The 13,286-nt window shown below is 64.4% G+C and carries 13 protein-coding genes; 10 read left to right on the top strand and 3 right to left on the bottom strand.

The features are described 5' to 3' along the window. Position 1: 1 nt before the first annotated feature. The 3 genes from MYCSP_RS11985 to MYCSP_RS11975 form a co-directional block, all read right to left on the bottom strand. Positions 2 to 430 carry an HIT family protein gene (locus tag MYCSP_RS11985; protein ID WP_088413855.1) on the bottom strand — a complete coding sequence of 143 codons (429 nt, stop codon included), beginning with the start codon at positions 428 to 430 and terminating at the stop codon, positions 2 to 4. A gap of 188 nt (positions 431 to 618) precedes the next feature. Next, positions 619 to 3,438: an MMPL/RND family transporter gene (locus MYCSP_RS11980; RefSeq protein WP_088413854.1), complete on the bottom strand. Its 2,820-nt coding sequence runs from the start codon at positions 3,436 to 3,438 to the stop codon at positions 619 to 621. Beyond that, positions 3,435 to 3,878 (bottom strand): MmpS family transport accessory protein, encoded by a 444-nt coding sequence (locus MYCSP_RS11975; protein ID WP_070910230.1) that lies wholly within the window; start codon positions 3,876 to 3,878, stop codon positions 3,435 to 3,437. Before MYCSP_RS11975 ends, MYCSP_RS11980 begins: the two co-directional genes overlap by 4 nt. A gap of 375 nt (positions 3,879 to 4,253) precedes the next feature. On the opposite strand from MYCSP_RS11975, the gene MYCSP_RS11970 reads away from it, so the two are divergent. From MYCSP_RS11970 to pyk, 10 genes are all read left to right on the top strand, one after another. Next, the gene (locus MYCSP_RS11970) at positions 4,254 to 4,745 is read left to right on the top strand and encodes a MarR family winged helix-turn-helix transcriptional regulator (RefSeq protein WP_070910229.1); all 492 of its coding nucleotides are present in this window, start codon (positions 4,254 to 4,256) and stop codon (positions 4,743 to 4,745) included. Positions 4,746 to 4,812: 67 nt separating this feature from the next. Beyond that, positions 4,813 to 6,348, top strand: a complete 1,536-nt coding sequence (locus MYCSP_RS11965; protein ID WP_083013363.1) for an anthranilate synthase component I — start codon at positions 4,813 to 4,815, stop codon at positions 6,346 to 6,348. Then, complete coding sequence (locus MYCSP_RS11960) at positions 6,341 to 6,952, top strand: TIGR02234 family membrane protein (RefSeq protein WP_083013237.1); 612 nt, start codon at positions 6,341 to 6,343, stop codon at positions 6,950 to 6,952. Before MYCSP_RS11965 ends, MYCSP_RS11960 begins: the two co-directional genes overlap by 8 nt. A 95-nt stretch (positions 6,953 to 7,047) precedes the next feature. After that, the gene (gene trpC / locus MYCSP_RS11955) at positions 7,048 to 7,866 is read left to right on the top strand and encodes an indole-3-glycerol phosphate synthase TrpC (RefSeq protein ID WP_083013238.1); all 819 of its coding nucleotides are present in this window, start codon (positions 7,048 to 7,050) and stop codon (positions 7,864 to 7,866) included. A gap of 36 nt (positions 7,867 to 7,902) precedes the next feature. Then, the gene (gene trpB, locus MYCSP_RS11950; protein ID WP_083013364.1) at positions 7,903 to 9,162 is read left to right on the top strand and encodes a tryptophan synthase subunit beta; all 1,260 of its coding nucleotides are present in this window, start codon (positions 7,903 to 7,905) and stop codon (positions 9,160 to 9,162) included. Continuing rightward, a complete protein-coding gene (gene trpA / locus MYCSP_RS11945; RefSeq protein ID WP_070910225.1) occupies positions 9,159 to 9,947 on the top strand; it encodes a tryptophan synthase subunit alpha in 789 nt (262 codons plus the stop codon). The genes trpB and trpA overlap by 4 nt, the downstream gene beginning before the upstream one ends. Before the next feature lie 16 nt (positions 9,948 to 9,963). After that, complete coding sequence (gene lgt, locus MYCSP_RS11940) at positions 9,964 to 11,019, top strand: prolipoprotein diacylglyceryl transferase (protein ID WP_088413853.1); 1,056 nt, start codon at positions 9,964 to 9,966, stop codon at positions 11,017 to 11,019. Next, positions 11,016 to 11,372 (top strand): NINE protein, encoded by a 357-nt coding sequence (locus tag MYCSP_RS11935; protein ID WP_083013240.1) that lies wholly within the window; start codon positions 11,016 to 11,018, stop codon positions 11,370 to 11,372. The genes lgt and MYCSP_RS11935 overlap by 4 nt, the downstream gene beginning before the upstream one ends. A gap of 83 nt (positions 11,373 to 11,455) precedes the next feature. Then, complete coding sequence (sugE, locus tag MYCSP_RS11930) at positions 11,456 to 11,770, top strand: quaternary ammonium compound efflux SMR transporter SugE (protein WP_070910707.1); 315 nt, start codon at positions 11,456 to 11,458, stop codon at positions 11,768 to 11,770. An 87-nt stretch (positions 11,771 to 11,857) separates the two neighbouring features. Then, the gene (gene pyk, locus MYCSP_RS11925; RefSeq protein WP_070910222.1) at positions 11,858 to 13,276 is read left to right on the top strand and encodes a pyruvate kinase; all 1,419 of its coding nucleotides are present in this window, start codon (positions 11,858 to 11,860) and stop codon (positions 13,274 to 13,276) included. Positions 13,277 to 13,286: the final 10 nt, after the last annotated feature.

Raw genomic sequence — 13,286 nt, 5'->3', positions numbered from 1 at the left:
GCTACGCCAGCGCGGTGGCCAGCCGGTGTCCCAGGTCAGCGATGGCGCGCATGTCGCCGCGCACACCGGGCGTCCACGGCAGCCGCAGTCCATCCTTGGCCCTGTTGGCATACCGGGGAATCACGTGCAGATGGAAATGGAACTCCGTCTGCCAGGCCTGGGCGCCACAGCAATTCAGGAGGTTCACCCCGTCGGCGCCGAGCTCGGAAACCACTGCTTTGGCTATCCGCTGCGCGGTGACGGCCACCGCGCTGAGGTCAACGGCGGGTATCTCCAGCAGATCCCTGCTGTGCCGTTTGGGAACCACCAGTAGATGTCCATCCGAGCCCGGGTTGATATCCATGAATGCGTACGTGTCGGCGTCCTCGGCCACCCGCACGCCGGGTAACTCGCCGGAGATGATTCCGCAGAACAAGCATTCGTCGGCCACCCCCGTACGCTAAAGGCGTTGACTGATAGAACGTATGTTCGATACGGTTGAGCGGTCTGGATGTGGTCGACCCGATGAGGTGTGCGGTGTCATCGAAGAACGTGACGGTGTTCCTGCCCGGCGGTACCGTGTGGGAGTTTCAGTGGAACATGTACCGCCGGGCGAAAACAATTGGTGGGAAACGTGACTCACCTGTACTGCGCGGGTGCGGGGCGCGAGCGGATCAGCCGTGGCCACCAGAACAGCGGGCCCAGGAGCCGGGCGATCGCGGGCGTGATGAACGAGCGCACGATGAGCGTGTCCAACAGCAGGCCGAGCCCGATGATGGACCCCAGCTGGCCCACCGACAGCAGGTCGCTGGAGAGCATGGCCATCATCGTGGTTGCGAACACAATGCCCGCGGTGGTCACCACCTTGCCCGAGTTGGCCACCGCCCGGATCAGGCCCGTGTTCAACCCGGCCTTGCTTTCCTCGAGATAGCGCGAGATCAGCAGAAGGTTGTAGTCCGACCCCACCGCCACCAGGATGATGAAGGTGATGGGCAGGTTCAGCCAGCTCAACGGTATGCCGAGGAAGTGCTGCCAGACCAGCACCGAAAGGCCGAAAGCGCCGGAGTACGAGAACGCTACCGTGCCGACGATGACGAGCGCTGCCACCACGCTCCTGGTGATCAACAGCATCACCAGGAAGATCAAGGCGAATGCAGCGATCGCCGCGATCAGTAGATCGGTCTTGGTGGCGTCTTGGATGTCCCAATAGGTCGCCGCGGCGCCGCCCAGATAGACCCGTGATCCGGCCAGCGTCGTTCCCTTCAACGCTTCCTTGGCAGCAGGCAGGTAGGCCTGGGCGTGATCGATGCCTTCCGGGCTCAGCGCCTCGCCGTCGTGGTAAATCATGTAACGCGCGGACTTACCGTCCGGTGAAACGAAGTATTTCAGGTCGATCTGGAAGTACGGGTTGTCGAAGGCCTCGGGCGGCAGATAGAAGAACTCATCGTTCTTCGAACTGTCGAAGGCATACCCGAGGTCCATCATCTGGCGGCCCAGTTCGTTCATCTGCGTCAGCATCGGCCGCATGGTGCTCTGTTCGGTGAGTACCACCTTTCTCATGTTGTCCAGTTCGGCGGCGCTCTTGCCGATGACGTCGACCAGCTGCGGTGTGACGGCGTCCTGGATCACGGCGGCCTTGAGGCTGTCGTCGACCGCGTCGGTCATCGAGTCGACCTGGTCGGTCATGTCGAACAGCGATCTCATCGCCCAGCACATCGGGATGTCCGCACAGTGCGGCTCCCAGTAGAAGTAATTGCGCAGCGGCCGGAATTGGTCGTCGAAATTGGCCAGGGTGTCCCGCATGGTGACGGTGACGTCCTTCAACTCCTGCGCTCCCTTGAGGGAGATATGCGAGGCGCCCGCCTGCTGTCCGGTGAGCTCCTGCTGTTGTCGCATCAGGGCAGCCATGCGATCGGTGATATCGGCCATCTGAGTGAAGCGATCGGTGAGATCGGTGAGGAATGGGATCAACTCGTTGATCTTGGTTCCCATGGTCCCCATCGTGTACGTGAAGGATGAGTGCTCCAACGGTGTGCCCAAAGGCCTGGTGACACTTTGGATCATCGCGACTCCTGGCGTGTGGAACACCTCGCGCGCTACTTTGTCCAACGCGATCATGTCCGTGGAATTGCGCATGTCGTGGTCGGATTCGATCATGAGCATGTCGCTGTTGAGCTTGCTCACCGGGAAATGCCTGTCCGCGGCCGCGTATCCCTGATTCGCCGGTACGTCGTCGGCGATGTAGATCCGGTCGTTGTAGTTGGGCTTGTATGACGGAAGCGTGATGGAACCGATCATCACCACCACGCTGCTCACCACGAGTATGCGCCCCGGCCACCGCACGGTGACGGTGCCGACCTTGCGCCATATGCCGTGGCTTGCCTTGACTTTCGGTTCGAAAACCCCGAAGCGGCTACCGAGCGCCAACACGGCGGGCCCGAAGGTCAGGGAGGCGGCGACAGCGACGAGCGTGGCTGCCGCGCAGGGCAGGCCCATGGTGTTGAAGTAGTTGAGGCGCGTGAACTGCAGGCAGAATGTCGCGCCCGCGATAGCCAGGCCCGAACCGAGGATGACATGCGAGACACCCTTGACCGCTGAGTAATACGCGGTTTCCCTGTCTTCACCGGCGTGGCGCGCCTCCTGGTACCGGCCGATCAAGAAGATCGCATAGTCGGTGCCTGCGCCGAGAATCAGCGACACCAGGATGTTCGATGCGAACACCGAGATGCCGATGAGTTTGTGGTAGGCCAGGAACGCGACAACGCCTCGCCCACAAGACAGTTCCACCATCACGATCAGCAGCGTGAGGAAAGCCGTTGCGACGGAACGATAGACGATGAGCAACATCACCGTGATGATGATGATGGTCACGTACATCAGGCGGATCATGCTTTGGTTACCCACCTGGAGCATGTCCGTGGACAGTGGGGCAGAGCCGGAAACGTAGACCTTCACCCCGTTGGGAGGCTGTACCTCGGAGACCAGTTCGCGCACAGCGCGGATCGATTCATCGGATACGGTCGAGCCCTGATCCCCGGCGACTCGTACCAGCGTGTATGCGGCCTGACCGTCCGAGCTCTGCACGCCGGCAGCGGTGGTGCCCTGACCCCACAGGTTCATCACGTACTGGACATGCTTCTTGTCGTTTTCGAGCTTGCTGGCCAATACGTCGTAGAACTTGTGGTCGGCGTCGTTCAGCTTGTGGTCACCCTCCAGGATGACCATTGCCAAGCTGTTGCTGTCGGACTCCTTGAATGACTCACCAATGTGGATCAACGCTTTCGATGACGGTGCATCGAGCGGCACCAGTGGGCCCTGATTGGCGTCGGTGACCGGTTCGAGCTGCGGCACCACGGTGTTCACCAGGACGGTGAACGCGACCCACGCGAGCACGACAAGTATCGAGTACTTCCGAATGAACCTGGCGAACAGCGGCTTCTCTGCGGAGTGCGTGCTCATGCGGACAGCACCTGGCACCAGACGCCCGCGTGCTCACCCGTTGCGGTGTGTTCTGAGCGCACCAATCCGTCGACGGTGATACGGCAACCGACATTTCCGCCGGCCACCTGCGCGGTGATGTCTCCGGTCGCGGTGGTCAGAACAGTTGTCTCCGTATGCGTCCAGGGCAGGGATGTGGGCTGGACGTCGACAGGCCTGTTGTTGGTATCCCAGTAGCTGACCCGCGCCCACCCGCCGTACTCACCGAACACCTCGTAGACGATGTTCTTGGGATTGAATTGCACGACCGCGAAATTGCCTCCGGGACTGTGCGTTCGGTCTTGCGAGCCGAACACGCCGTGCGCGAACTTGATGGCCAACCCCGCGGTGGTGAGTACGACGAGAGCCAACGTGGGCAACCAGATCTTGTTGAGCACACGACGGCTTCTGGAAACGCTCATGGCTGCACCTTTCGAGGTTCATGACCCGCAGGGCCCGTGACATCCGGGAGATATCGGCTTGCCCCGTTGCTTGCCGAATGGTGTGGAACATGGTCGTCACTGGCGACGGCCGACGAGCCTGCCGCTCGGTACGTCTCGCCCTGTGAGGTTTGCGAGAGCGGAAGCGGCCTCATGCGTGACAGATACTATACAAGTTATGTATTAGGTGTGAATCTCTCCGCTGAGATCCATGTCTCAGGGATTGGTACGGGCGGTTGGGGAATAAAATCACTGCGTCGCGGGGGATGTTTTGCGAGCTGCGGATGGTGCGGGCGTGGTTTTCGATAGCCTGGGCGCGACCCGCGTTTACCTGGCACACCCAGACCGAGAGGCACGATGGCTGTCCACGAGAACTCCATTACGGCCCGCGACTGGACGCAGCACAGGCCGGACCTCGATACATCATCGATGGAACTGATCGGTTTGTTGAAGCGGGCGTCGGGGCTCCTGGCCCGGGTTGTCGAGCCGCTCAATGCCTCCATACCCATCGCCGAGCCCGAACACGACATTCTCGTCGTTCTTCGCTATCGCAAGGGCCCGGTCATAGCCCGCCACATCGCCGAGGAGCTCGGTGTGTCGCAGGCGTGGGTGAGTAGGACGTTGCGCCGCCTGGAGGAACGCGGATACGTGCAGCGACAGGCGAATGCGAATGACCGCCGGGCGGCCATCATCAGCATGACCGACAGCGGGCGTAAGGTCGTTGACGGTTCCTTCCCCGAAAAGCTGGGCATCGAAAGCGAGGCCCTAGCTGGACTGGGGGACGAAAGGGACTCGGTCATCGCCAGCCTGGAACGACTCGTCGCGACCCTGAAGGCGTACGAGGGCTAGGCCCACGCGTTGCCGCCCCCGGTGGCATCACCGAATCGGCTGGCGGGGGTCTGGGAGAATGTGGTCCATGCATAGCACTGTCAGCGGCGCAGCCACGACCACCAGGGAAGAGTTCAACGCCCTGGCGGCGGTGCATCGGGTGGTGCCGGTGACTCGAAAAGTACTGGCAGACAGCGAGACTCCACTTTCGGCTTACCGAAAGCTCGGCGCCAACCGTCCGGGCACCTTCCTGCTCGAATCAGCAGAGAATGGGAGGTCATGGTCTCGGTGGTCGTTCATCGGTGCCGGATCGCCCTCGGCGCTGACGGTGCGTGGCGGTCAGGCTGCTTGGCTGGGGGCGACTCCGGAAGGGGCTCCCGCCGGCGGTGACCCACTGGAGGCGCTGCGCGCCACCATGGACTTGCTGGCGGGCGAGTCGCTCTCCGACCTGCCACCGCTGTCGGGCGGCATGGTCGGCTTCCTGGCCTACGACATCGTCCGGCGGCTGGAGCGGCTGCCGGAATACGCGACCGACGACCTTGGACTTCCGGATCTGCTTCTGCTGCTCGCCACCGACATGGCGGCCGTGGACCACCACGAGGGCACCATCACGCTGATCGCCAATGCGGTCAACTGGGATGACACCCCGGAGCGCGTGGCCGAGGCCTACGACGGTGCCGTCGCACGGCTCGACGTGATGACCGCGGCACTGAGTCAGCCGCTGCCGTCCACCGTCGCGCATTTCGACCGGCCGGCGCCGACATATCGCAGTCAGCGCTCTGTCGAGGAGTACAGCGCGATCGTCGCCAAACTGGTCGGCGACATCGAGGCGGGCGAGGCGTTCCAGGTGGTGCCGAGCATGCGCTTCGAAATGGAAACCAAGGTCGATCCCCTCGAGGTGTACCGGATTCTGCGGGTCACCAACCCCAGCCCGTACATGTATCTGTTTCACGCACCGGATTCCGATGGCGGTACGGCATTTTCGATCGTCGGATCAAGTCCGGAGGCCCTGGTCACGGTGAAGGACGGGGTGGCGACCACCCATCCCATCGCAGGAACGCGCTGGCGTGGCGCAACCGACGAGGAAGACACGCTGCTGGCCAAGGATCTGCTCGCCGACGAAAAGGAGCTCTCCGAGCACCTCATGCTGGTCGACCTGGGACGCAACGATCTCGGCCGGGTGTGCACCCCCGGCACCGTCAAAGTCAGCGATTACAGCCATATCGAGCGCTACAGCCACGTCATGCACCTGGTGTCCACGGTCACCGGCTCGCTGGCCGACGGTAAGACGGCGTTGGACGCCATCACCGCGTGCTTCCCGGCCGGGACGCTGTCGGGGGCACCGAAGGTTCGTGCCATGGAACTGATCGAAGAAGTCGAGCTCACGCGCCGCGGACTGTATGGGGGAGTCCTGGGATACCTGGACTTCGCCGGCAATGCCGATTTCGCGATCGCGATCCGGACCGCGCTGTTCAAGGACGGTCGTGCCTATGTGCAGGCCGGCGGAGGTGTGGTCGCCGACTCCAAGGGTGAGTACGAATACAACGAGGCCCGGAACAAGGCCACCGCGGTACTCAACGCCATCGCCGCGGCCGAAACCCTCACGGGCGCCGCGGATGTCTGATTCGGCCCGCAAGAATCCGGGCCGAAAGCAGCTTCTGACGGGCGCGGGGCTGCTGGTGATCGCCGCAGGCGGGCTATGGGCGGCCTCGAAGCTCACCTGGGTGCGATTGCGTTCCTTCGACGGTTTGGGCGAGCCCAAGACACTGTCGGTATCCGGTGCCGACTGGTCCGCGGCCCTGGTTCCGCTGGCCGTCGCCTTGGTCGCCGCGGCCATCGCGACGCTCGCGATCCGCGGTTGGGCCTTGCGCGTCCTGGCGGTCCTGGTGGCGGCGATCGGTGCCGGCGCGGCCTATCTCGGGGTCGGCCTCTGGGCCGTTCGCGATGTCGGGCCCCACGCCGCAGAGGTCACACACATCCAGGTATCGACCCTGATAGGCGCCGATCGACTCTCCGGTGGTGCCGCCACCACGCTGATCGCCGCCGCGGTGGCGGTGGTGGCCGCCATCACGCTGCTGCGGGCCGCCAGCGGCGCCTCTGACACCAAGTACCAGACCCCGGCGGCACGACGGTCTGAGGGCGCCGGTGCCGCCGACAAGACGCAGAGCGAGCGAGTCATGTGGGACAGCCTCGACGACGGCCAGGACCCAACGGTCGGTCCGACCTGACCCGGTTTTCTCGTGGGACCCCACAGCGGCTACCCTTCTGTGAAGTTCGAGTGCGCAGGTGCGGGGGCGCCGCAAAGAAGGGAATCGTCGAGGTCATGAGTTCGGGAACCGTACTCGATTCGATCCTCGATGGCGTGCGCGCCGATGTCGCCGCTCGCGAAGCCGTTCTGGATCTGGCCACCGTGAAGGCGGCAGCCAAGGCGGCGCCCAAGCCGCTCGATGTCATGGCCGCGCTGCGGGAGCCGGGCATCGCCGTGATCGCCGAGGTCAAGCGCGCCAGTCCGTCGCGCGGCGCGCTCGCGGATATCAGTGATCCCGCCGAGCTGGCCAAGGCCTACGAAGACGGGGGAGCGCGCATCATCAGCGTGCTCACCGAGGGGCGGCGCTTCCACGGAAGTCTCGACGATCTCGACTCGGTACGCGCCGCAGTGTCAGTTCCTGTGTTGCGCAAGGATTTTGTCGTCAGCCCGTATCAAATCCACGAGGCCCGCGCGCATGGCGCCGACCTGATCCTGCTGATCGTCGCGGCCCTGGAGCAGACGGCGCTGGTCTCACTGCTCGACCGCACCGAATCGCTCGGCATGACCGCCTTGGTGGAGGTGCACACCGAGGAAGAAGCCGACCGTGCCCTGTCCGCGGGCGCATCGGTCATCGGCGTCAACGCCCGCGACCTGAAAACTCTTGAGATCGACCGGGATTGCTTCTCGCGTATCGCTCCCGGATTGCCCAGCGGCATCATCCGCATCGCTGAATCGGGAATCCGTGGGACCGCTGATCTGCTGGCCTATGCCGGCGCCGGAGCCGACGCCGTGCTGGTCGGCGAGGGGCTGGTCACCAGCGGCGATCCGCGTGGCGCCGTCGCAGATTTGGTGACTGCGGGCACGCATCCGTCCTGCCCCAAACCGGCTCGCTAGACGATGCCCGACAGTTCTCGCGTGAGTGGCTCCAACATGAAGAACTCCGGCCTGCCGCAGATGAGTGCTGCGATCGCCGAGCCCACCGTGCACGATCCCGATGCCCGTGGACATTTCGGTCCGTACGGCGGTCGATATGTGGCCGAGGCGCTGATGGCTGTCATCGAGGAAGTGACCGCGGCCTACGAGAAGATCAGATCCGACCGCTCGTTCCTCGACGAGCTGGACCGGTTGCAGACGCACTACGTGGGCCGTCCGTCGCCCATGTACGAGGCCGAGCGGCTCAGCGCCCATGCCGGCGGTGCGCGCATCCTGCTCAAGCGAGAAGACCTGAACCATACGGGTTCTCACAAGATCAACAACGTTCTCGGTCAGGTGCTGTTGGCCAAGAAGATGGGCAAGACTCGTGTCATCGCGGAAACCGGAGCGGGGCAGCACGGCGTCGCTACCGCTACCGCGTGCGCACTTCTTGGCCTGGAATGCGTGATCTACATGGGCGCGGTCGACACCGCGCGGCAGGCGCTGAACGTCGCGCGGATGCGGCTGCTGGGGTCGACGGTGGTGTCGGTGGAGTCGGGGTCGCAGACCCTCAAGGACGCCATCAACGACGCGATGCGCGACTGGGTGACCAACGCACACAACACCTACTACTGCTTCGGCACCGCAGCCGGGCCGCATCCCTTCCCGGTGATGGTCCGCGATTTCCAGCGCATCATCGGCATGGAGGCGCGCGTTCAGGTGCTCGCCCAGGTCGGCAGGCTGCCGGACGCGGTCGTTGCCTGCGTCGGCGGCGGATCGAACGCTATTGGTCTGTTCCACGCCTTCATCGACGATCCGGCGGTACGGCTGGTCGGGTACGAGGCCGCGGGCGATGGCGTCGAAACCGGGCGACACGCAGCCACATTCACCGGGGGCACACCGGGCGCCTTCCAGGGTTCCTACTCGTACCTCTTGCAGGACGACGATGGCCAGACCGTCGAATCGCATTCCATCTCCGCAGGTTTGGACTACCCGGGAGTTGGTCCCGAGCATGCTTGGCTGCGCGAAAGTGGTCGTGCGGACTACCGTCCCGTCACCGACACCGAGGCCATGGACGCCTTCCTGTTGCTCTCGCGTGCCGAGGGCATCATCCCTGCCATCGAGTCGGCTCATGCCGTGGCCGGCGCACTCAAGCTCGGGGCGGAACTGGGTGAGGGTGCCGTCATCGTGGTGAACCTGTCGGGTCGCGGTGACAAGGACGTGGAGACGGCGGCCAAGTGGTTCGACCTCTTGGACAAGGGCGGCAGCCAGTCATGACACAACCCGGCCGTCTGACCGAGGTCTTCGACAAGTGCCGCGCCGAAGGGCGCGCCGCGTTGATCGGATACCTGCCCAATGGGTACCCGGACCTGGACACCTCGATCGAACTGATGACCACGTTGGTGCACAGCGGGTGCGACATCATCGAGGTCGGGATCGCCTACTCGGATCCGATGATGGACGGCCCGATGATCGCCGCCGCGGCGGAGACGGCGCTCGCCACCGGGGTGCGGGTCGCGGACGTCTTCACCACGGTCCGCGCCATCACCGATGCCGGCGGACATGCCGTCGTGATGTCGTACTGGAATCCGGTGCTGCGGTACGGAGTGGACGCGTTCTCGCGTGACCTCGCCGCGGCCGGAGGCCTCGGGATCATTACCCCGGACCTCATCCCCGACGAGGCCGAAGACTGGATCGCGGCCTCGGACGCGCACGACCTGGACCGGATTTTCCTCGTCGCGCCCTCATCCACGCCGGAACGGCTGGCGATGACGATCGGGGCATGCCGCGGCTTCGTCTATGCGGCCTCGACCATGGGCGTCACCGGTGCTCGCGATGCGGTCTCGAATGCCGCTCCCACCCTGGTGAGCAGGGTTCGCGAGGTCTCCGACATTCCGGTCGGGGTCGGCCTCGGTGTGCGGTCCGGTGTCCAAGCCGCCGAGATCGCGGCGTACGCCGACGGCGTCATCGTCGGTTCGGCGCTGGTGGCGGCGGCCCCACAAGGTGCCGCCGCGGTGCGTACCCTGACTGAAGAACTGGCTACCGGGGTGCGAAGGGCATGAGGTCGAGGAAAACACTGTGACAGTCGTGAATCTGGCATACATCCCGAGCCCGCCCCAAGGGGTCTGGCATCTGGGGCCGATCCCGATCCGCGCCTACGCACTGTGCATCATCGCGGGCATCGTCGTGGCGCTGGTCATCGGCGATCGCCGGTGGGAGCAACGTGGCGGCGAGCGCGGCGTGATCTACGACATCGCGTTGTGGGCCGTGCCGTTTGGACTTGTCGGTGGTCGGCTGTACCACGTGATGACCGACTGGCAGACCTACTTCGGTCCGCATGGCAAGGGTCTGGCCAAGGCGGTTGCGGTGTGGGAAGGCGGCCTTGGCATCTGGGGCGCCGTGGCGCTGGGCGCCGTCGGTGCCTGGATTGCCTGTCGGCGCCGGGGGATTCCCCTGCCTGCCTTCGGAGACGCGATCGCTCCGGGCATCGTGCTGGCCCAGGCGATCGGCCGGTTGGGCAACTACTTCAACCAGGAGCTCACCGGCGGGCCCACCACCTTGCCCTGGGGGCTGGAGCTGTTCTACCGGCGCTCGGCCGATGGCACCGTAGACGTGCTGAACCTCAACGGCGTGTCCACCGGCGAGGTGGCGCAAGTTGTCCACCCCACGTTCTTGTATGAATTGCTATGGAATGTCCTGGTTTTCGCGGTGCTGATCTACGTTGATCGGCGCTTCAAGATTGGGCATGGGCGGCTGTTCGCGATGTACGTCGCGGCCTACTGTGTGGGCCGCTTCTGGGTCGAGTTGATGCGTGTGGATCCGGCCACGCAGTTCGGCGGGATACGCGTCAACTCCTTCACCTCGACGTTGGTGTTCCTCGGCGCGGTCGCCTACATCCTGCTGGCCCCCAAGGGGCGCGAGGACCCGGCCACCCTGGGCGGCACCCCGACAGAGGTCGCGGATGAGGAGCCCGCCGGCGAGACCGAAGCCGCTGACCCCGAGGAAACCGCACAGGCGACCCAGGCCCCCGGGAGCGAGGCCCTCGAGGGCGAGCATCCGAAGGCAGCGGAAGAAGACGCCGTGGATGAATCGGCCGACGAACCGGCCGGGAACTCTGGCATTGTGGAGAAATGACCGAGAGCACTCCGCCTCCTTTCGGAACGCCTCCGCCGGTGCCGCCTCCGCCCGGCCTGCCGTATCCGCCTCCTTATGGGGATCCTGCTGCGCCTTACGGACGTGATCCGGCCACCGGGGCCCCGTATTCAGATAAGTCGAAGCTGGTCGCAGGCCTGCTGCAGCTGCTTGGCCTGGTGGGGTTCCTGGGCTTCGGTCGCATCTACATCGGCCAGACCCTGCTGGGTGTCGTTCAGCTCCTGATCGGTCTCGTGACGTTCGGAATCGTCGCGGTCGTCTGGGGAATCGTCGATGCCGTCCTGATCTTCGGCGGCAAGGTGGACGACAAGAACGGTCGCCAGCTCCGGGATTGACGTGTGAGAGAATGGGAATGACCGGGACGACCCGGTAATTCTTCGCCAGGGGACGGCCTCACCGAAATGTGGAGGTATCTCTCATGGTTTGGCTGGTCCTCATTCTGGCGGGTCTACTCGAAGTGGGTTGGGCCATCGGCCTCAAATACACCGAGGGCTTCACCCGGCTGTGGCCGACAGTCGGCACCGTCGGATCGATGATCATCAGCATCGCGTTGCTCGGCATCGCGATGAAGAGCCTGCCGGTCGGCACCGCGTACGCGATCTGGGTCGGTGTGGGTGCCGTCGGCACCGCGATCCTGGGCATCGTGCTGTTCGGTGACTCGGCCAACGTATGGCGGCTGCTCAGCCTGGCATTGATCGTCGCCGGCATCATCGGTCTGAAACTGGCCTCCTGACAACGCAAACCGACGAAGGTAACCGGCGGGTGAATCGTGACCGCACCGACTCGTGAGTAGGTATCGCCGCGACTATGCTCAAAAGTCGTGACGAGACGCGGAAAGATTGTTTGTACCCTCGGCCCTGCGACCGGTTCCGCTGAGCTTGTGCGCGCGCTCGTCGAATCCGGGATGGACGTCGCACGGCTCAACTTCAGCCATGGCGAGCACGCCGATCACGAGCAGAACTACCGCTGGGTGCGCAAGGCATCCGATGAGACAGGTCGCGCGGTCGGCGTCCTGGCAGACCTGCAGGGGCCCAAGATCAGGCTGGGCCGGTTCGCTACCGGATCGGCGCACTGGGCCACCGGTGAACAGGTCAGGATCACCGTCGAGGACGTCGTCGGCACCCCGGACCGGGTTTCCACCACGTACAAGCAGTTGGCGGTGGACGCCGCAGTCGGTGACAGGCTTCTGGTCGACGACGGCAAGGTCGGGCTGACCGTCGAGGCCATCGAGGGTGACGACGTGGTGTGTCGCGTCACCGAGGGCGGTCCGGTCAGCAACAACAAGGGTTTGTCCCTGCCGGGAATGAACGTCTCGGTGCCCGCGCTGTCCGACAAGGACATCGCGGACCTCGAATTCGCGCTGCGCCTCGGGGTGGACCTCATCGCGCTGTCGTTCGTGCGTTCGCCCAGCGATGTCGAGTTGGTGCACGCCATCATGGATCGGGTCGGGCGGCGCGTACCGGTGATCGCGAAGCTGGAGAAGCCCGAGGCTGTGGCCAATCTCGAAGCCATCGTGTTGGCGTTCGACGCGATCATGGTTGCCCGTGGCGACCTTGGCGTCGAACTGCCGCTCGAAGACGTGCCGATCGTGCAGAAGCGCGCCATTCAGATCGCCCGTGAGAACGCCCGTCCGGTCATCGTGGCGACCCAGATGCTGGAGTCGATGATCGAGAATTCGCGGCCGACCCGTGCGGAGGCCTCCGATGTTGCCAACGCTGTTTTGGACGGCGCGGATGCCGTGATGCTGTCAGGGGAGACCTCGGTGGGCAAGTACCCGCTGGAAGCGGTGCGCACGATGGCCCGCATCGTGTCCGCGGTGGAAAGCCACTCGGTGAGCGCACCGCCGTTGACGCATGTGCCGCGCACCAAGCGTGGGGTGATCTCCTATGCCGCGCGCGATATCGGCGAGCGCCTGAACGCCAAGGCCCTCGTCGCCTTCACACAATCGGGTGACACCGTGCGCCGTCTGGCTCGGCTGCACACCCCGTTGCCGGTGCTGGCCTTCACCCCATTGCCCGAAGTGCGCAGCCAACTGGCACTCACCTGGGGAACCGAAACCTTCATCGTTCCGGTCATGGATACCACCGATGGCATGATCCAGCAGGTGGACACGGCATTGCTGGCGATGGAGCGCTATCAGCGTGGGGATCTGGTGGTGATTGTCGCGGGCGCTCCTCCGGGAACAGTAGGCTCGACAAACCTGATCCACGTGCACCGGATCGGTGAGGACGACCACTAGGGAAGAGGAT

The sequence above is a fragment of the Mycobacteroides saopaulense genome (assembly GCF_001456355.1).
Lineage (GTDB): Bacteria > Actinomycetota > Actinomycetes > Mycobacteriales > Mycobacteriaceae > Mycobacterium > Mycobacterium saopaulense.
Note: the sequence above shows the minus strand (reverse complement) of the source record. Positions and strands in the feature narration are given on the sequence as shown.

What these genes read in the sequence shown, in the direction of transcription:
- MYCSP_RS11975 (WP_070910230.1), bottom strand. Translation starts at nt 3,878, where the DNA reads ATGAGCGTTTCCAGAAGCCGTCGTGTGCTCAACAAGATCTGGTTGCCC.
- sugE (WP_070910707.1), top strand. Translation starts at nt 11,456, where the DNA reads ATGGTTTGGCTGGTCCTCATTCTGGCGGGTCTACTCGAAGTGGGTTGG.
- MYCSP_RS11960 (WP_083013237.1), top strand. Translation starts at nt 6,341, where the DNA reads ATGTCTGATTCGGCCCGCAAGAATCCGGGCCGAAAGCAGCTTCTGACG.
- MYCSP_RS11965 (WP_083013363.1), top strand. Translation starts at nt 4,813, where the DNA reads ATGCATAGCACTGTCAGCGGCGCAGCCACGACCACCAGGGAAGAGTTC.
- MYCSP_RS11970 (WP_070910229.1), top strand. Translation starts at nt 4,254, where the DNA reads ATGGCTGTCCACGAGAACTCCATTACGGCCCGCGACTGGACGCAGCAC.
- MYCSP_RS11935 (WP_083013240.1), top strand. Translation starts at nt 11,016, where the DNA reads ATGACCGAGAGCACTCCGCCTCCTTTCGGAACGCCTCCGCCGGTGCCG.
- trpB (WP_083013364.1), top strand. Translation starts at nt 7,903, where the DNA reads ATGAAGAACTCCGGCCTGCCGCAGATGAGTGCTGCGATCGCCGAGCCC.
- MYCSP_RS11980 (WP_088413854.1), bottom strand. Translation starts at nt 3,438, where the DNA reads ATGAGCACGCACTCCGCAGAGAAGCCGCTGTTCGCCAGGTTCATTCGG.
- trpC (WP_083013238.1), top strand. Translation starts at nt 7,048, where the DNA reads ATGAGTTCGGGAACCGTACTCGATTCGATCCTCGATGGCGTGCGCGCC.
- trpA (WP_070910225.1), top strand. Translation starts at nt 9,159, where the DNA reads ATGACACAACCCGGCCGTCTGACCGAGGTCTTCGACAAGTGCCGCGCC.